Origin of the sequence: Citrobacter sp. R-1.5.2, assembly GCF_035064245.1 — a bacterium.
In the GTDB taxonomy this organism is placed as follows: Bacteria; Pseudomonadota; Gammaproteobacteria; order Enterobacterales; family Enterobacteriaceae; genus Citrobacter.
Map to the genome: position 1 here is coordinate 241,022 of NZ_JASEYC010000001.1, position 17,321 is coordinate 258,342.

General features: G+C 48.3%; 19 protein-coding genes. 3 read left to right on the plus strand and 16 right to left on the minus strand.

The genetic code is table 11. From position 1 onward, the window contains the following. Window positions 1-11 precede the first annotated feature (11 nt). The 9 genes from QMN38_RS01085 to QMN38_RS01125 form a co-directional block, all read right to left on the minus strand. Window positions 12-290, minus strand: coding sequence for a TrbC/VirB2 family protein (locus QMN38_RS01085; RefSeq protein WP_045418700.1), 279 nt, complete (start codon window positions 288-290; stop codon window positions 12-14). Continuing rightward, window positions 287-931, minus strand: coding sequence for a lytic transglycosylase domain-containing protein (locus tag QMN38_RS01090; RefSeq protein WP_323604290.1), 645 nt, complete (start codon window positions 929-931; stop codon window positions 287-289). Before QMN38_RS01090 ends, QMN38_RS01085 begins: the two co-directional genes overlap by 4 nt. 89 nt (window positions 932-1,020) lie before the next feature. Continuing rightward, window positions 1,021-1,236, minus strand: coding sequence for a hypothetical protein (locus tag QMN38_RS01095; RefSeq protein WP_323604291.1), 216 nt, complete (start codon window positions 1,234-1,236; stop codon window positions 1,021-1,023). Window positions 1,237-1,654: 418 nt separating this feature from the next. After that, a complete protein-coding gene (locus tag QMN38_RS01100) occupies window positions 1,655-1,864 on the minus strand; it encodes a TraR/DksA family transcriptional regulator (RefSeq protein ID WP_323604292.1) in 210 nt (69 codons plus the stop codon). Continuing rightward, window positions 1,857-2,438: a DUF2857 domain-containing protein gene (locus QMN38_RS01105; RefSeq protein ID WP_323604293.1), complete on the minus strand. Its 582-nt coding sequence runs from the start codon at window positions 2,436-2,438 to the stop codon at window positions 1,857-1,859. Before QMN38_RS01105 ends, QMN38_RS01100 begins: the two co-directional genes overlap by 8 nt. A gap of 16 nt (window positions 2,439-2,454) precedes the next feature. After that, window positions 2,455-2,649, minus strand: a complete 195-nt coding sequence (locus QMN38_RS01110; RefSeq protein ID WP_323604294.1) for an AlpA family transcriptional regulator — start codon at window positions 2,647-2,649, stop codon at window positions 2,455-2,457. A 131-nt stretch (window positions 2,650-2,780) separates the two neighbouring features. Further along, on the minus strand, window positions 2,781-3,704 hold the full coding sequence (locus tag QMN38_RS01115) for a hypothetical protein (protein WP_323604295.1): 924 nt from the start codon (window positions 3,702-3,704) through the stop codon (window positions 2,781-2,783). Window positions 3,705-4,069: 365 nt separating this feature from the next. Next, window positions 4,070-4,792: an SDR family oxidoreductase gene (locus QMN38_RS01120; RefSeq protein WP_416348248.1), complete on the minus strand. Its 723-nt coding sequence runs from the start codon at window positions 4,790-4,792 to the stop codon at window positions 4,070-4,072. Continuing rightward, window positions 4,793-5,902, minus strand: a complete 1,110-nt coding sequence (locus tag QMN38_RS01125) for an alkene reductase (RefSeq protein ID WP_323604297.1) — start codon at window positions 5,900-5,902, stop codon at window positions 4,793-4,795. A gap of 103 nt (window positions 5,903-6,005) precedes the next feature. On the opposite strand from QMN38_RS01125, the gene QMN38_RS01130 reads away from it, so the two are divergent. After that, window positions 6,006-6,917: a LysR family transcriptional regulator gene (locus QMN38_RS01130; RefSeq protein ID WP_323604298.1), complete on the plus strand. Its 912-nt coding sequence runs from the start codon at window positions 6,006-6,008 to the stop codon at window positions 6,915-6,917. 102 nt (window positions 6,918-7,019) lie between these two features. Here QMN38_RS01130 and QMN38_RS01135 read toward each other — a convergent pair whose 3' ends face one another. The 6 genes from QMN38_RS01135 to QMN38_RS01160 form a co-directional block, all read right to left on the minus strand. Further along, window positions 7,020-8,153, minus strand: a complete 1,134-nt coding sequence (locus tag QMN38_RS01135) for an alpha/beta hydrolase (RefSeq protein ID WP_323604299.1) — start codon at window positions 8,151-8,153, stop codon at window positions 7,020-7,022. 584 nt (window positions 8,154-8,737) lie between these two features. Beyond that, the gene (locus QMN38_RS01140; protein ID WP_323604300.1) at window positions 8,738-9,577 is read right to left on the minus strand and encodes a DoxX family protein; all 840 of its coding nucleotides are present in this window, start codon (window positions 9,575-9,577) and stop codon (window positions 8,738-8,740) included. Window positions 9,578-9,629: 52 nt separating this feature from the next. Further along, complete coding sequence (locus tag QMN38_RS01145) at window positions 9,630-10,187, minus strand: YbhB/YbcL family Raf kinase inhibitor-like protein (protein ID WP_323604301.1); 558 nt, start codon at window positions 10,185-10,187, stop codon at window positions 9,630-9,632. Window positions 10,188-10,808: 621 nt separating this feature from the next. Further along, a complete protein-coding gene (locus QMN38_RS01150; RefSeq protein ID WP_323604302.1) occupies window positions 10,809-11,774 on the minus strand; it encodes a quinone oxidoreductase family protein in 966 nt (321 codons plus the stop codon). 48 nt (window positions 11,775-11,822) lie between these two features. Beyond that, window positions 11,823-12,389: a TetR/AcrR family transcriptional regulator gene (locus QMN38_RS01155; protein ID WP_323604303.1), complete on the minus strand. Its 567-nt coding sequence runs from the start codon at window positions 12,387-12,389 to the stop codon at window positions 11,823-11,825. Between the two features lie 175 nt (window positions 12,390-12,564). Further along, entirely contained in the window at window positions 12,565-13,485 is a 921-nt protein-coding gene (locus tag QMN38_RS01160) for a LysR family transcriptional regulator (protein WP_323604304.1), read from the minus strand. A gap of 340 nt (window positions 13,486-13,825) precedes the next feature. Here QMN38_RS01160 and gloA point away from each other — a divergent pair, with 340 nt between their 5' ends. Both gloA and QMN38_RS01170 read left to right on the plus strand, forming a co-directional pair. Then, entirely contained in the window at window positions 13,826-14,209 is a 384-nt protein-coding gene (gene gloA / locus QMN38_RS01165) for a lactoylglutathione lyase (RefSeq protein ID WP_323604305.1), read from the plus strand. 833 nt (window positions 14,210-15,042) lie between these two features. Continuing rightward, window positions 15,043-15,861 (plus strand): DoxX family protein, encoded by an 819-nt coding sequence (locus QMN38_RS01170; protein ID WP_323604306.1) that lies wholly within the window; start codon window positions 15,043-15,045, stop codon window positions 15,859-15,861. Window positions 15,862-16,350: 489 nt separating this feature from the next. On the opposite strand, the gene QMN38_RS01175 is transcribed toward QMN38_RS01170, so the two are convergent. Then, a complete protein-coding gene (locus QMN38_RS01175; protein WP_323604307.1) occupies window positions 16,351-17,286 on the minus strand; it encodes an NAD-dependent epimerase/dehydratase family protein in 936 nt (311 codons plus the stop codon). Between the last annotated feature and the right edge of the window lie 35 nt (window positions 17,287-17,321).

Here is a 17,321-nt window from a genome sequence, read left to right on the forward strand (position 1 = left end):
CGTTGCCTCCCTTATGACGCCCAGTAGGCACCGAAGCCGGATGCGCCGACAATCAGGATCGCGCCGATGATGATGTTACGCATGTCATGCAGGCTCTTGCCATCGAACAGCACCTTGTAGCCTACCCACATGGTTGCCAGCGTGATGGTGACGGCGGCCAGTCCCAGCAGTCCGGTTGAGGTATTGCTCAGTGTTTCATTCGCTTTGTTAAAACCACTGTCCGCCGCCAGCACCGGGGCAGACAGCAGGACGGAAGCAACAGCGGAGTAACGGCGTTTACGCATGATCATTTCTCCTCATCAGGGATAACAGGAACCGCGCCGCGAATGACGACACCGGGATAATGCCGAGAAGCCAGGACCGGCACAGTGGCACCGGAAGGTTCGCCGCGCAGGACAACGGCGGGATAATGGACAGACGGCGGCGTGCTCCGGTCGGGGTCACGCGGGCGATCTTGCTGCGTGGACGGAACGGCATAACCAACACGCTGCACGTAGCTGGTCTGGTTAAAGGCGGATTCCGGTCGCTGACCGGTTTCAAAATTGCCGGAGTAGTAACAACTGAGCGCCCGTTTCAGCGTTCCGCCACGCCGGTAACAGTCACTGAGAATGCGTTCAAAGACGGAAAGATTAATGCAGGGGTTAAGCAGGTCGCTAGCCGTTACGCCGTAATGGTGGAAGTTAGTGCTGGTGATTTGCATCAGCCCGACCGAATAGCGTCGGCCTTGTTCCGCCAGTCGCCGGATGATACCGACAGCATCCTCCCTGCTGGCGGGCCGATGGGAAATAACACCTTTACCGCCTGGCACAATCTCAGCGATGGCATATGGGTTAAATGAGGATTCAACTCGTGCCACATCAAACGCCGTGGACGGATGAACGCTGGCGGCACACTGCATGGCCGCCGCCAGAAAAACGGAAGGAGAAAGCATGATGGTCTCAGAATAGTCAGACAGGCAATGTATGCTGCCTTCGGGTGGCACATCACCGGAAACAGAGGTAAGGGGGGCTGCGTTGGGAGTCAGGCGGGCCCGTTAGCCGCCTCGCTGTCGTCTCTGGGTTCGAGGAGTACCAGTTTGCCGGTGACAGCGATACCGGGCGTCAGTACTACGTTCAGCCCGGGTTTGCCATGATGGGGGAAGGCCGCTCCGACCCTGGTCCAGTAGGTGATTTTTTCGCCCTGCGGATCGGGCTGACCTTCTTGGGTGACAAACGCGTGATAAACAGGTTTTCGCATAGTGTTTTCCTTTCATGAATAACAGCAGTCGATGAAATAAATAGGTCACATCCCGATTCTGCATTCCGGTTTTAACGGGTCAGCGAGAACATTCAGCGGCACCCTGAATTATGGTCACGTGATAGCCCGAACCCTGTTTTTAAAGAGCAGTATCTTGCTCGGACGAATAAATTTCCATAAAATTCGCCAGTGAAAGATGACGTGGTCAGGGTGCGCTATCTGAATCAGACGGGGAACAGAAAAATCAAATGCGAAATAAGAGAAAAAGCGCGATAGATATTAATTTATTCGGCAGGTTAAATAACGTTGTATCAGTTTGAATGTGTATGCCGGATGTTGAAAATAGGTATAGTGATTTATGCGGATAATAAAAGACGTGCGGAGAAAATAAGTTCTCCGCACTCATAACGTCATATTTTCAGCGCTGTCGAAGTTCAAGTGTGGTCTGGCATGTCGTGCAGGTTGTTACGCCCGGCAGTGTCTGACGCCGTTTATCGGGAATAGGCTTACCGCAGAAGCGACAGTAGAACAAGGATGGCGTCGGAGCCGGTCTGAAACGGTTTTGTTCAATCATTTCTTCCAGACGTTGTTCATTAAATTCCTGATCGCGGTCGATCTCATCAGGCATGGGATGACCTCCTTTCTGATGCTGCCGTTTCGCAAAGCGTGATGCGGTTCCAGACGGCGGTAAGAGATAGACCATCCACCAATGAACCAAGAGCTTCGGTGACTTGCATCATTACCTCCAGCGCGTCAAATGATTCGATGTTTTCCGGGCGACTTTTCTGCCATAACTGCCAGATTTCGATGTCGGTAGCTTCATTCGGAATAGGCGTTCTGCCATACGGAACTGTGACCCCTATCAATCGGCGTCGAGCGCAGACTTCATTAGAGGTGAGGCCGAAATAGTGGTTTAGGAGTGCAATAGATCCTCCCAATTTGATGGCCCGGTTAATTTGTTGTTGGCGTAAAACTTCCTGACTGGACAGCGCCAGGATCTGGCGTAACGCGTCATGGCGGACAGTGACAGTTATAAACTGTATCGACGTCCGGCTGATAATAAACAATTCATCGAGGGATAGCTGATTGAGAGCATTCAGTTCGTCAAATGTGAATCCTAATGTTTCGCAATAACGAAAATTGCCTTCCTTTAGCGCACATAGAGCGTTTGTTAATACAGCGTAATTCAGTGAGGGGATCATAAGGCGGTTTCTCCCTTCAGCGCGTTAAGCGGTTAGCTAATTTGAGGTTGATCCATTCATCAATTTCAGATTCGAGCCAGGCTACACTGGCTGGGCCGATTTTTATTGAGTGAGGAAAAATTCCATTTTTCATATACAGGTAGATTTGTGAGCGTTTCAGGCCAGTTTTTACTTCAACTTGCTTCAAACGCAATAACTGATGAGATGTCATAACTTCCTCCAGTACAAAAACGGGGAGTGCCCGGAGATAACAAAAAACATAGGGAAGGGCAAAGAAGGAAGTTTATAAGTCCGTATTACGGATTTCAGCGTCATTAATACGGACTTTCAGATAGGAGTTATTTAACTGGATGCAGAAGTTGTGGGGGAGCCACGTTCAAGTGCCGTTTTCAGCGTGTCGCCACTCAGTCGATCAGTGATGCCGTCATCTGATGCCCATTGTTCGAAAATTGACAACAGCTTATAAGGCTGTCTGATTAATGGACTAATGGTATGGTTGTGTTTGCAGGCAAGCCAGAACAGGCGAGATAATGGCGTAGATATTCGCGTTGAAGAGGGGGGTGTTTTTTTATGCGCGAAAGGTATTTCGATTAGTTTCTCTAACTCCGCATATCGGATGACAAAACAAGCATCTTTGGGAAGAGTATGAATCGGAAAATATCCTTCACGTTGAAGTCTGTTGATCGATTGTGATGTGATGAACGCATGAATTTTCTCTGTAATTTCTTTCGGGAAGTGAACAAGTTGTCGTTTTATTCTTTCCTCCCATGTTGTTTTTTCTAATACCTGAAATGTTTCTCCTGACAAAGTTACTGTAATCCCATAGTTGATCTTATTAGCACCAGTGATAGGTTGCGGAATACCTAGAGAACGAGCCAGCAAGCGTTGAGTAAGTACATATTCATATCCTGTTAACGTTGTATCAATAATCCGCTGAGTAGGATAAATGTATTTCCCTTCAGTGCTAAGGATTAAATTCCTCCCATTAAGAAAACAATTCTTTTCAAGTAGACAAATCCGGTTGATAAATGAAGGGGGTATCAGTCTTAGCTTTGTTTTGAGATCAGAGGTTCTGACTTTACGTAATATAACGGGAGATTGGAAGTAAATGGAAAGAGAAATGTCGCCACATAATGCGTGGCGGTAAATTCCGCTGTGCGTTAAATCCATATTTGTTCTCCGCCTAGCTATTTGAACAGCCTCATTTATAGTGAGCCAGTCTTGCATGCGATTCTGACAATTGAAACCATTGTTATTTTTTGGCATAATATATCTCCTTTCAAGAAGAAATATCGCTGAATACTGACGTCGTTATTGTTGTTTGTTGATTTTGTCAGTGCGAAACATTTGAGGCTGTATATAGGAGGAGTGCTGCTCATTTTTTTAATTAATGATGATGCTGAGCATACGAATGCGGCACCCTTATTTTTATACAACCAATTCCTGATCAGAGAATGAAATATGGTTCACTAAAACGAATAAGAGAGTAGAGACGGCGACAGACCCGAAACGAGATATCGAGGGGCTATTCTTGCTGTTAATTTTTTATTGGTAAAAAAATGGGCATTTAAATAATGCCCAAAAAATGCTTAGCTGCTACGCAGAGAGTCCCATCTTCGCAGGTGAATGACTTAGTTAATCAAGGCCCCGCCATCGATATCCACGACCGACCCAGTCACGAAAGGGTTATCAATAACGAATAAATAACCTTTTGCCAGATCTTCCGCGTGACCAAATGTTTTTGCCGGCAGATTTTCCGCTGCCCTTGAGAGCATTTGTTGACGAGCTTCCGGAGCCATGCTGGCATAAGCCTCGGTGTCTGTTAGACCTGGGCTGATAATGTTAACGCGCAGTGGCGACAGCTCTTTTGCCAGTATTTTAACTGCCGCTTCCAGTGCCGCATTCATGGTGGTTTTGACCATTGTCCCAGGGACCGTCCGCCGGGCCAGGAACCCGCTAGTCAGAGTCAGCGTGCCGCCTGGATTAATGTTATCGCTTAAATAGCGTGCGACGGCCAGGCCCCCCCAAAATTTGATATCAAATGCCTGTTTCGCTTTCTGAAAATCAAGGGAGGTAAAAATCCCGCCAGGAGCCTGAGAACCCGCTGTAACGACAATGTGATCCACTTTGCCCAACGTCAGGCTCAAATTCTTAAGCTGCTCCTCATCAGCAATATCAATTTCAAGTGCGTCTACTGTTGAGTCGATTGTCTGAAGTCTCTGGCTAGCATTACTGAGTTTATTAGCATTGCGACCGGCAAGAATAATATTGTCGCCTCGTTTAGCCATTAACTGCGCAACAGCAAAACCAATTCCCGTTGCGCCGCCGATAATCAATGTTCGTTGAGTCATAATTTATACCACTGCAACAGGTAAGTACGGATAGTCGGTGTACCCCACTTCGGTGCCGCCAAACAGCGTGGCCGCATCTCCGATACTTGCCAGTGGCAAGCATTCTTTCAGCCGACGGGGTAAATCTGGGTTAGCGATAAATGGACGACCAAAAGCGACAAGATCTACTACGCCAGCCATCAGCAGTTTCTCGGCTTTATCTTTGGTGTAATTCCCCGCAACAATAATGGTACCGCTGAAGGTAGCACGCAGCGTTTCACGAAATTCATAAGGTACCTGTGGCGCATCATCCCAGTCGGCTTCTGCCAGATGAATGAAGGCGATACCTTTTTTCTCGCACCAGGCCGCCAGTACCAGAATGGCTTCGATAGCCTGCGGATCATCCATGCCGCGCTGGGTAATGAAGGGGGCCAGGCGGATCCCGGTGCGATTGGCGCCAATGGCGTCACTAATGGCCTCCAGTACTTCCTGAGCAAAACGCACTCGGTTGGCCATACTGCCTCCGTATTCATCAGTGCGTTTATTGGAAGTGCGACGCAGAAACTGATCGATGAGGTAACCGTTACCGCCGTGTACTTCTATCCCGTCAAAACCCGATTCAATGGCATTGATAGCCGCCTGACGATAATCTGCAATCACATGATTAATATCATCATGAGTTAATGCACGGGGTACCGGACAGTCGACCATATGCCCAATACCTTCGCTGTCGACCACCCAGACCTGCGCGTTCGGTGACAGTGCAGAGGGCGCGACAGGTTTACCGTCAGGGTGAAAACTTTCATGAGACATACGCCCCACGTGCCATAGTTGAGAGAATATTTTGCCGCCAGCTTGATGGACGGCACTCGTGATGAGTTTCCATCCTGCAACTTGCTCAGCAGAATGAATACCTGGGGTCCAGGAATAACCCTGCCCCTGAGGGGAAATCTGCGTTGCTTCGGTAATAATCAAACCGGCGCTGGCGCGCTGGCGATAATATTCTGCCATCAACGCTGTAGGAACGTTGCCCGGCTGAGCTGTCCGTGCTCGTGTCATGGGCGCCATGACAATTCGATTCTTTAAATCAACAGACCCGATATGGACGGCATCAAAAATCGTACGTTGCTGCATTCTTTTATTCTCCAATGGAATACGTTCTATCTTGACTTTACGTCCCGTAGGCTGATTTGATAATGACGATAATAATTGATGGTATATTCAGGAAAAATGAATAATGGGAAAACTCGAAGATGTGGCATTGCTGGTCGCAGTAGTGGAAGCTGGTGGGCTGGCCGCTGCAGGCAGGCGAATGAACCTTTCTCCAGCGACTATGACTGCCAGACTGAAAGCGTTGGAAGAACGTTATCAGACCAGGCTATTTAATCGCTCCACCCGCGCCATAGCGCTGACTCGGGCCGGGGAGGAGTTTTATCACGCGGGGCTCCGGGTGCTGGAAGAGATGGCGCAAGCAGAATCAAAACTGACCCAAAAGGATGGGATGCTGAGCGGCAGCCTTCGCATTTCCGCACCAACAGATTTTGGCTGCCAGTATCTCTCTCCTGCGCTCCTGGAGTTTTCCCGCCAATATCCAGAGGTAAGAAGTTCCGTCTATCTGAGCGAAAACGTGGTGGATTTAATTGCCAACCGGCTAGATATGAGTATTCGTTTTGGCAACCTCCCCGACAGTAATCTGGTGACGAAATTCATTCGTCCTAATCACCGGGTTCTTGTCGCATCAAACGCCTATCTGGAAACATATGGCGTACCGCAAACAGCGCAGGATCTACACGCGCACCGTTGCCTTGTGCTGGAACAGCGCGGTACGTTAATGAATGAATGGCGCTTTGAGACCCAGGAGGAATCCAGCGTAGTTAGGGTCTCGCCAGCAATGATTTGTGAGGATGGTGCACTGTTACGCCAGTGGGTCCTTGCTGGGGCTGGTATTGCCAGCAAGTCCTGGTGGGATGTAAAACGTGATATTGAGCAGGGAAGGCTCAAGGTTCTGCTGGAGGATAGCTTTATTGGCTTCAGCCGCCACGATAAAAAAAAGGTCGGTCTGCAATTTGTTTATCCGCAGAGGCGCTTCCAGCCATTGCAGGTCACGGCATTTAGCGCGTTCTTTATCGAGTGGCTCAAGAACGAATAAAATATCGTATAGATTACATCCTGAATTTATTGGAACAGGAGAAGTTTTCCGGAAGGTTTTCCGACTATGGAAATGTATTCGGGTGAGTGGCTCATTCTTCTGTTATTTAAGAAAACTCAATATAGTCATGACGACTTTTTCCGGTTGCTCTTGTTGAACCCAATGACCTGCTCCTGATATCGTCTCAACGGACTTCATATGGGAGCAAGCAGTGTTTTGCATTTTTTGTAAGGCCCCCGGTAACTGGAATGCTCCCCAATCTTTCTCTCCATAGATAAAGCACGAAGGTACATCAATCGTACGCCCTGCAAACAGGCTCAATTCGTTTTCATGATCGGCTAGAAAACTGCACCGGTACCAGTTCAGCCCGCCTTGAAATCCGGTCCTGCGGAATTCTTGCACAAAAAATTCCAGGTCGTCTTCGGTGAGCCATTCACAGTTTTCTATCTCGACAGACGTTGGGGTACAGGTTCCAATTGCATCCGGCATCCCTTCGTTCAATCCCATGATGTAATAGGATGGCATTTTGACCAGTTCCTTAGGAGACCATGAATTTAACATAAAGGGTGAGTTTCCTGCCCAATCCGCACTCTTGACGTGAAAATACGTGCGTAAAAATACGGATAATCCCATCCTGGAATTGATCATGTCATCATTAGCTTCACGTGTGCAGTAATAGTTCTGGTAGTGTTTTTTGGGAGGGGAAAGGGCGGCAAGAAGTTTTGCCATATCAGGCTCGTTTAACGCTTCCTTGCTATCGCCTCTAAGATGAGGCAGCCCACTGAATGGCGCGCTCATCAGAACAACTGAGCGGAAAATATCTGGACGAATCAAGGCACAATATGCAGCGACCGGTGAGCCAAAGTCATGGCCCACAACCGCCGTGATGGCGTTCAGGTTAATTGCATTCACAAGAGCGACGGCGTCCCGAACCAGATTCAAAATGTAAAAAGGCCGTAAATCTGAATCATATCCATTACGCCACCCTGTCGTGCGTCCATAACCTCTCTGGTCAGGTGCAATGACGTAAAAGCCTTTTCGGGATAACCCGAGCATGACATTTCTCCAGCTATAGGCAAGCTCCGGGAAGCCATGAAGAAGCAAAATACAGGGGCGGCCCGGATCGGAAAAGCCGGCTTCAAGAACGTGCATGTTCAAGCCGTTGACGCCAGGAATGTGTCTGGAACGAATGCCTTCCGGTAATTTGATTTTTTCTGGGGTGCCCGAGTGAGTCATTACATAAATCCTTATTCTAACGGGATGGACGTAGGGAGTGAACTATCGCCAGGCCATGAGTATTTTGGTGCCGAGTCATTTCACAGTTAAAGATAAATCACCCTGCTTAACGGTAATACGAGAATGTCCTTTTTGCCAGGCATCTACTCATCATAAATCTCATCCTAAGAGCTGCTAAAATCACGCGCTGGCAATAATTTAAAGTATTTTTTAATAACATCTTCCAACGTTCAATTATCCGGATGCAGAACGGGAAATATCTGTTCCAGACGTTCAGCGTTTATTTAGATATTAGCGGCTTCCATGCCGCCATACTTCGTTTTACGATTGTGCTAAGTGGTCAGGGATATTCTGACCTTACGGAAAACGCCTTACAGGCTGCATCCGGTTTTCGAAGAACTAAGGACAGCGATAATCATAAGTTCAGTGAATCAGGCTCTGTACATAGCGCTCACCTCTGGTGGCAATAATAGGTATTGAGGAAGATCGTTAATAAGGAATGATCTTGATTACCGGAATATTTACAGACCAACCCTTTTTCCGTAGCTAATACAGGTGGCCGATAATTATGCTGTGCTCCATTGTTAATGCCGGATTGCAAGGAATCGAAGCGATTTAGGGAAGCGACCACTATTGATCAGTAGACTGTCTAATGAAAAACGACCCGCGCCAACGAAAGCAAAACTACCAATGCATGCCATCATGATCCCCGTGTATTCCCAGCCTCCCCCAAGCCAGATAAAGCCGGTGGAGAAATGGCCTCCTATCAGCGTGGCAAAGAAGTAATAAAGTGCGCCGCCTATGGCTGCTAAGCGAGTGCATAAACCCATGCCGATGCCGATGCAAGTAGCTAATTCGCAACATCCCGCTATGATTACGACGAGCCACGCCATAGGTACATGCCACAAATCGGCAAAAGCATTAACATCGGCCAGATAAGGTACCGAACCGGCAAACAGTTTTTCTGTGAAGTGGGGGACCAAATCAAAGCCCACGTACATCCTCAGGAATATGAGTTGCCACTCAATGGCACTTATAGCCGACGAGTCGCTGGCAGTACTATTTACTCGAATGGTGCCAACAAACTGCGCCAGATACGAAAGGAATGCGAGAAGACAAGGTATCCAGACCCAGGTTATCAACACAAAGCCGCCGATGCGCCAACCGATCAGCAAGGTGAGTAGCCCTGAGAGAAAGCCAATAACGAAGTTGCGTGGTGTCACAATAAGTGAGATTGCTGTCGATACCGCCAGCCAGGCGATCAGAAAGAACTGGCCCAGTGGCGAAATCCCTGGTGTTTTCCCGGTGGCCACCGCGTAGATGGCCCCTATTAGACCGAGTGCTGTTAGTCCCGCCGTGATATAAGGAGAAGTCCGGGGAGGAGCAATGGCTACTGGCCGCCCCGGTATAATTGTTTGTGTCATAATTTCCTCTCAGAATGTTGTTGAATATACGTTATGGCTTGATATCTAATAATTATCGGGACTGTAGTGCGGTAATAGAAGTGAGCCCTATACTATTCTGCTTAACTAAAAGTCTCATTAGTGCGGGCATTGTTTTGGCTTCAACATTTAATTTTTCAACGTTTAATGCATATAAGGTCATTACATACCGATGTATTTGCCCTTTTTGCGGACATGGACCCGTGTATCCTGGTTCTCCGAAATCAGTGAGGGTTTCCTGTGCGCCATTTGGTAACTTTTGAGGATGACCACCTGATCCAGCGTTAATTTCACTTGTTGTAGAAGGTATGTTGGCGACAACCCAGTGTGTCCAGCCTATGCCAGTAGGTGCATCTTCATCACTCATGATCAGGACGAAACTTTTCGTACCCTTAGGTGCATTTTCCCAGCTAAGTTGAGGAGATATGTTGCCACCGCTACAACCGAGGCCGTAGGACGCACTTAACGTCTGCGTAGCCGTAAATTTTCCTTCGTTCATATCACGACTATGCAACATGAATTCCTCGGCGAAAGCCGCTTTCGAGAAAATGAGTGCGACGACTGCAACGATACTCCATGATTTGATGTTCATTAAAATCTACCCCCCATTGACGAGGCGAGAAAGAGTGCCGGACGGATCGCGAGGGCGAGTCGGGCGGCAAGGGCCCTCACCGGTAGCCTTGATTCCAGGATGGTCAGCGTGCGCGGCGTCTGGCAGGTGACCAAAGCACCTAAGCCGGTTGCCGGATCGACTTCCCGCGTCATTTGACGGAGAGAAAAGGGGATTGCGGCTACTTCTATAACCTCAGGTGGTGTACAGCGTAATCACACCAGGAATATTAAACGCCAAGGTTAAATTATATAATTCAGCATTATCAGAATGCTTATTTCGGAATTATTGAATAATAGACCCACATAATCTACGGCTTTCTCTGATGCGTTTAGCAAGATCCAAATTGCCATCTCAGATGCGGCATGGAGGTCTTGGGACTGCGCGTAGATCCTGTATACGCAGTAGTCGAAATGCTGGTCGCACATCCCGCACTGAAGGTTTTGATTGAAGAGATACTTGGTGCACAGTTAGACCGGGCGCTTGTTTTTTCAGTGAGACGCAACGAATGTTTAAGGAGTAAAGCTGTGTTTAAAGTATCATTGGGAATGGGCGACGCGTAACGGTACTGATGCGCTAAGCGTCGCTTGATACCGTTTGCCATTATGGGATTAGTAGTAGTTTTCCACTAGTGGTCCGGCTTTCTATATCCGCATGTGCCTTGGCCGCTTCAGCCAGAGGATATTCACCGCCTATTCTGATCTTGAGTTGGCCTGTACGAATCCAGTCAAAGAGTTGCGCTGAATGTGAGCGCAGTAGTTCAGGTGTACGGACGTGATGGGCAAAGACGGCGTAGCCGATTTTGATACTTTTGGGGAGCGCCATTATATCCAGCGCGCCTGGCCCGCCGAGTACCGGGCCAAACCAGCAGAAGGTGCCCGATATCCGAAGCGAATCCAGCGAGGCTTGATATGTCTTCGGGCCCGAACCGTCATAGACGACATGCACACCTTCACCGCCTGAAAGGCGAATCACTTCCTGCGCGAAATGTCCTTCCGTGTCCACTATCACATGATCGGCGCCCGCTTCCCTGGCGATAGCAACTTTATCAGGTGAAGAGACACGCCCAATGACATGTCCCCCTCTCAGCTTGATGATTTGGGTTAAAAGCAGGCCGACGCCGCCAGCCGCCGCATGAACCAGAGCAATATCACCGGGCTGTATCGGGTAAAAATCCGTGGCGAAATGACTGGCGGTCAGGCCCTGCATCATCACAGAGGCTGCGGTTCGGTAATCAATCTCATCAGGTATCGCCACAAGAGATGAGGCGGGAATGACAACGTTCTCTGCATAACTTCCTGGCGCATAAACCCAGGCCACGCGTTGCCCTGGCGATATGTCTTCTACCCCTTCGCCGACCGCCAGAACTTGACCTGCTCCTTCGACGCCCAGGACCTTCGGATTGGGCTCGGTCCAGAAATTACCCTGCCTGACGCCGATGTCCATAAAGTTTATGCCAGAGGCGTGAACCTTCACGAGGACTTGCCCTGCGGCTGGAATCGGGGTAGGCATCTCGATCTGCTCAAGCACTTCATAACCCCCCGGCCTGTTCATGACAATTGCTTTCATTAACAACTCCTATTATTGAACGTTCAGTCCAGAATTAAGCAAAAAAATTTATTTAAGTGCCTTTAAAGCTAACCGTGCCAAGCCGGACAGCTCGGCCTGGCTCGCTCCACCACGCGCTGCAAGACGAATCGCCGTCACGTTTGCGAGCAAAAAGGCGACCCCATGTTCAGGATTGAGATCTGCACCCATATCGCCTTCCAGCTTCGCCCCGGCAATTTTGCTTAAGAGCGCAGCGCGTAGAGGCCGCCCGGCAGATAGGCGAATGTTAACGAGATCGGCTTGGCTGTCAGCAAATTCATTGATGGAACTCACCCCAAGGCAAGGGCGATGTGCTTGCGACACAATACGTTCGAGCATTCGCTCCACTCCTTCAATAGCTTTCACACCCTCCTGCAGAAGCTTAATATGTTCAGCCGTTTCCGCGCGGGCATATTTCTGAAGCGCAGAACAGTAAAGCTGCCATTTGTCACCGAAGGTGTCATAGAGGCTTTGCTTTCCGATCTGCATCGCCTTGGTCAGCATCTGCGTGGAGGTCCCGGCAAAGCCATGCTCGCGGAATACCTCGATTGCTGCATCAAGCGCTGTGTCTGTATCGAACTCTTTAGGTCTTGCCATAGATTCGATAGTAGATGTATTGGAATGATTGGTCAATAACGGGCGCTGACTTGTTGATTGAACGGCCAGAGGGCTATGCAGACATCACCACGGCCTGTGAAGGACACGCCAATGCGAGTTAAGGTAAACACTTCGAGTCATGGAGCCAGGAAAAGTTACACTGGCTCTCATTCCCTTATCGTTTTAGGTCCGGCAAGCCGTTACTCTTGCGAATCATCTGCACCAGATGTGTGAGATTGGCTGAAAGCTGGCGGCGGCTCGGGTAATACATAACGAAAGGCTCTTCCGGAGGCGTCCACTCGGGCATTACGATAACGAGCCGGCCTTCAGCCACATGCCGCTCGATGCGCTTATTCAGACAATAGGCGATACCTACATCCGCAAGCGCCGCCTTCACAACGGCATCGGTCTCGTTGAGCACGACCCGGCCGGGGACATCAATTGTGCACGCGTCAGCGCCTCGTCCCAGTTCCCAGTGATAGATGGACTCATCGCCAATACGCATGCGGATACAAGAGTGCTGTTTGAGGTCTTCAGGAGAGGTTGGCGTACCGTGTGCGCCAAGATAAGCCGGAGATGCGACGACCACCCATTTTAAATCAGGGGTAAGGGGAATACAGACCATGTCTTTGGGGACGCTGCGCCCATAGCGAATGCCGGCATCGAATCCACCTTTAATGATATCGACCATATTGTCGTCGACGACCACTTCTATCTGGGCCTTTGGAAACCGAGTGAGGTATTGGCCCAGCACAGGACTGATAAGCAACTGCGATGCATCGCGCGGGACGTTAATTCGAATCGAGCCTGTGGGCGCATTACGGAACTGGGAAAGCTCCGCCAGAGCGCTATTAATCTGCTCAAAGCCCACCTCAAGTCCTTTCGCCAGAACTGCGCCCGCTGATGTCGTTGATACCGCTCTGGTTGTTCTATTTAGCAACTTGACCCCTAGCTTTTCTTCCAGTGTCCGCATGCCGTGGCTTAGCGCAGAGGTCGTTACCCCCAGTTCTGTCGCGGCAAGTCGGAAGCTTTTGCGACGGCAGATTACCGAGAACGCGCTTAGCGTTGCCAGGTCATTACGATTATGTGCGGGCATGCGGTTTTCCTCGGGTATCAAAAGGCACCTAATAGTTGAATCTTACTCAACAGGGTAAGGCTATCAGACTCGGGCCAGATATCTTGGCCTGGTGTGTAAATCGGCCTGCCGAAGTCGATCGGTCGTGATTAATTTCAAGAGAATAATTGCATCGACGTGAGCCGGTTTTCCAAGACTGGTCCTCATGTGCAAACCAATATCACGTCGTGTCTTTGCGTGCAAATCACTATTACGTTGAATCTGACTCATCAAAAGACGCTGTATACTTTTCCTCGACGACACCTCACGCCTGCCAATTGGGGGTTAAACATTCCCGTTATCATCATTTATAGGAGTTTTTATGCGACTTTTGCACACGATGCTTCGTGTCGGCGACCTTGACGCCTCAATTAAATTCTACACAGATGTCTTGGGCATGCGTCTATTACGACGCAATGATTATCCTGAAGGACGTTTCACCCTTGCGTTTGTGGGCTATGGGCCGGAAAGCGATACAGCCGTAATCGAGTTGACTCATAATTGGGACACAGAAAAATATGAAATCGGCACAGGATATGGCCACATCGCCCTGGAGGTAGAGGATGCCTATCAAGCCTGTGACTCAGTACGGGAACAGGGAGGAAAAGTAACGCGAGAAGCAGGCCCGATGAAGCACGGGACAACGGTAATTGCGTTCGTTGAAGATCCGGATGGATACAAGATCGAGTTCATACAGAAGAAGTAAATGTGTGCGCCGCACCCGGTACTATCATTAATGTACAATTCAGTCCCTTATCTTTGAAGGAAAGTCATGTGGCGAGGGACCAAAGACGAGAAGAGGGGAAAGAGTTGGTGATAGTCCGGGTGTAGGGCCAGATGGATAGAGTTGCAGCCGATGGGCTGCAGCAACTCTCATCATTGAAATCAAATCAAATCAAATCAAAAGAATTTGACTGATATATGTCTTAATCTGCAAATATAAAACTTACATACTGTCACCCCTCGGTTAACTTTCTGTATTTCCCTCATGCCTGTCGCGCTGTTTACTCTAAAACTTCTTAGCGCCCCGTCTGGCGTCAATACGGCTGTTGTAACCCATAGCGGCAGGGCAGAAGCGACATAAAATGGACACGTCCTCTTCATCAAAGCCCTTAGAGAGGGGGGTATACTGAGAGCTTGACCGATGCTCTCGCTGATTGCCTTGAAGTCTCACTCCAGTGTCAATGTCGTATACCTCTGCCGCAAGTATTATTATCAACGACATTCCAGATAATGCGTTAACGAAAATAATAGTTATCTAAGTAAAAGACTTAAAATCAAAAAAATATCATTGCACTTGTTTTTTGATTTTAATCAATATTTTTTCATTCTATTATTCGGATTTATTGAATGGTGAATTAATTAGAGATTGATAGAAAAAGATAAAACGTTGAGTTTAAATCCTTAGAGTAAATACTGCTCAGTAAATCATCTTTGTCGTTAGGCATTTTCTAGCCATAAATGCTAGGGGGGCGGAAGTTTTGTTTATTGTTTTATATTTGATTGTCCGGATTATTATTGAAACAAGGTGACACGGAAATGAAAGTTAAGATTTATTATTTAACATTTTTACTGGGGTTTGTTTCATTGATTTCATCGGTGCTGTATACGAAGAATTATGATGGAACCTGGTCAGCTGTGGTCATGATTTTGTTTTCGTTATTCATTCCTCTTTCCGCACTATTATGGCGTAAAAAACGCTTAATAAGCTTTATGCTGGCTTTGTTTTTTACCATTATTGTGGTTAGAAATGCTGGTCAGCATAACTGGTTACTTGTTGGTTGGATCACAGCCCTAACTTTTATCCCGCTTCTGATTGAGGCTATCATTATTTTCAGAGATGGAATCAGAGAGTATGGCACCCAAGCGGTTGCACTTTCTTTTATAAGAATGGTTATCGGATTTAACTGGCTGACACACTGTACAGAGAAGTTGTTCCTTTCCCATCATGATGCTGGTTTGGTTGGTTTTTTCCAGAATGTTGTTGGTGTTCATACTTTCGGGATGGTACTCAGTGAGCAGTTTGCCGTTTCGATGATCATCGTCGGTGGATTGGTCGAATTTTCTTCTGCTATTTCACTTGGATTTGGCTTTCTGACCAGGGCTGGTGCTTTTATCAGTGCGATTTACCTTGTTGCGATTGAACTCATGAGCGGGCATTTTGGGGTGGGGTACACATGGATGCTCCCCGGAGGTGGATGGGAGTTACCCTTTTATTTCTTCATGGTCACAATTCCCTTTATTCTTCCTAACACAGCAGGACCATTATCCCTGGATCAAGAATGGGGAATAGATTCACAGCCAGTTTTGAATAAGCTTTCAGGTGTGGCTGCCCATTCTTCACGCAGGAATGTGTAAATAATATTGTTCCATAAATAAAAATAGTGAAATTATTGCTCCTAATTTAATAAGGATTGTTGTTGTGCTTTCGGAATGAAAATAATGATTTAACCCTGGCATCGAAATCATGGATTGTCAGTGTAAAATTATTAAAAATAATATTGGCTATTTCCCTATCTATTGCTAATACAGTTCCTCTGAAAGCCCGGTCACCCCATGAGGATGATCGGGCTTTGGTTTACCAGTTTGTTCTCTACTCTTATTCATTTGCCTCTAAGCGACGCAAGGCACCTCATATTTAACCTGATGCGTTACCTGTAACTGCTGAGAAGTAGCCTGCAGATGTTTACAACGCTTAGATCCTGCAGCTATTTAAACATGTTGTTGAGCTTGCATGTAATTCCATGTTCGGCTATTCAAGGAGGCATCAGGTTAAAGGAACGACGTCACAAATCCGAACTGATAAATTTCCACGCGGCTGACCCTATTGATTGAACAATTTATTCCTCAGGCTGGTTCAGTTTCAGAGCCGGTATTAACCGTGATGGTTTTCGGTCCCCACAGGCGGCGATAAGAGCCTTCGATGAGCTCCGAAATCAAATCGGGGCCTTTCGGTTCCCAACCCAATTCTTCGCGAGCCCGTCTGGCGTCAACGCGACTGTTGCAGCCCATGGCGGCAGTCCAGATGTGACCGAGTGTGGACACGCCTTCTTCTAAATCCGTGAAGGGGCGGGACGGCACGCCGAGAGCTTTGCCGATGGCTTCGCTGATTGTCTTGAAGTCACACTCCGATGCAGCGATGTTGTATGCCCCCCGCGCCTGCGGATTGTCAATAACAAGGGGATAAACCGCGGCAAGGTCATCAATGTAAACATTGCCATAACGATTGAGCCCAGGTGCTGAATATCCAGCGAATCCATGCTTGAGTGCGGCACGGAACAATACGGGAAGCTGTTCGCTGGCGCCCTGACCGTAGATCATCGAGGGGCGGATGATAACGGTCCTGAGGCCTTCCCCATCCGCTTGAAGAACCTTTTGATCAATCGAGAATCGGTGCTGCATCGGTGGTAGTGGTGTCCAGCCATCCTGCTCGTGATGAACAACCTCGTTAAGGGTTCCACCTTCAAGGCCCATATATATGCCGGTTCCGCTGGTTCGTACGTAAATTTTCCCTGTTCCAGAGAGGATATCAAGGAAGTGTTCTGCTGATTCCGCATGATCGGCTGAGGCGGTGTCGACAACGGCATCGATTCCCTCACATGCGGAACTCAGGCTGTTGCGATCATTAAGGTTGCCGACTTGAGCAGGAATGCCCATTGCGAGGATTGCTTTTTCGCTTCGGGCGCTGTGTGCCAGACCGATTACGTGGTGTCCGTGAACTGCGAGCGTGCGGGATACTACCGCTCCAATGTATCCGGCTGCGCCGGTAACGAGGATCTTCATCGATATCTCCAAATCTGATTAGTTGGTAGAGCAGG

What these genes read in the sequence shown, in the direction of transcription:
- QMN38_RS01085 (WP_045418700.1), bottom strand. Translation starts at nt 290, where the DNA reads ATGATCATGCGTAAACGCCGTTACTCCGCTGTTGCTTCCGTCCTGCTG.
- QMN38_RS01090 (WP_323604290.1), bottom strand. Translation starts at nt 931, where the DNA reads ATGCTTTCTCCTTCCGTTTTTCTGGCGGCGGCCATGCAGTGTGCCGCC.
- QMN38_RS01095 (WP_323604291.1), bottom strand. Translation starts at nt 1,236, where the DNA reads ATGCGAAAACCTGTTTATCACGCGTTTGTCACCCAAGAAGGTCAGCCC.
- QMN38_RS01100 (WP_323604292.1), bottom strand. Translation starts at nt 1,864, where the DNA reads ATGCCTGATGAGATCGACCGCGATCAGGAATTTAATGAACAACGTCTG.
- QMN38_RS01105 (WP_323604293.1), bottom strand. Translation starts at nt 2,438, where the DNA reads ATGATCCCCTCACTGAATTACGCTGTATTAACAAACGCTCTATGTGCG.
- QMN38_RS01110 (WP_323604294.1), bottom strand. Translation starts at nt 2,649, where the DNA reads ATGACATCTCATCAGTTATTGCGTTTGAAGCAAGTTGAAGTAAAAACT.
- QMN38_RS01115 (WP_323604295.1), bottom strand. Translation starts at nt 3,704, where the DNA reads ATGCCAAAAAATAACAATGGTTTCAATTGTCAGAATCGCATGCAAGAC.
- QMN38_RS01125 (WP_323604297.1), bottom strand. Translation starts at nt 5,902, where the DNA reads ATGCAGCAACGTACGATTTTTGATGCCGTCCATATCGGGTCTGTTGAT.
- QMN38_RS01130 (WP_323604298.1), top strand. Translation starts at nt 6,006, where the DNA reads ATGGGAAAACTCGAAGATGTGGCATTGCTGGTCGCAGTAGTGGAAGCT.
- QMN38_RS01135 (WP_323604299.1), bottom strand. Translation starts at nt 8,153, where the DNA reads ATGACTCACTCGGGCACCCCAGAAAAAATCAAATTACCGGAAGGCATT.
- QMN38_RS01140 (WP_323604300.1), bottom strand. Translation starts at nt 9,577, where the DNA reads ATGACACAAACAATTATACCGGGGCGGCCAGTAGCCATTGCTCCTCCC.
- QMN38_RS01145 (WP_323604301.1), bottom strand. Translation starts at nt 10,187, where the DNA reads ATGAACATCAAATCATGGAGTATCGTTGCAGTCGTCGCACTCATTTTC.
- QMN38_RS01150 (WP_323604302.1), bottom strand. Translation starts at nt 11,774, where the DNA reads ATGAAAGCAATTGTCATGAACAGGCCGGGGGGTTATGAAGTGCTTGAG.
- QMN38_RS01155 (WP_323604303.1), bottom strand. Translation starts at nt 12,389, where the DNA reads ATGGCAAGACCTAAAGAGTTCGATACAGACACAGCGCTTGATGCAGCA.
- QMN38_RS01160 (WP_323604304.1), bottom strand. Translation starts at nt 13,485, where the DNA reads ATGCCCGCACATAATCGTAATGACCTGGCAACGCTAAGCGCGTTCTCG.
- gloA (WP_323604305.1), top strand. Translation starts at nt 13,826, where the DNA reads ATGCGACTTTTGCACACGATGCTTCGTGTCGGCGACCTTGACGCCTCA.
- QMN38_RS01170 (WP_323604306.1), top strand. Translation starts at nt 15,043, where the DNA reads ATGAAAGTTAAGATTTATTATTTAACATTTTTACTGGGGTTTGTTTCA.
- QMN38_RS01175 (WP_323604307.1), bottom strand. Translation starts at nt 17,286, where the DNA reads ATGAAGATCCTCGTTACCGGCGCAGCCGGATACATTGGAGCGGTAGTA.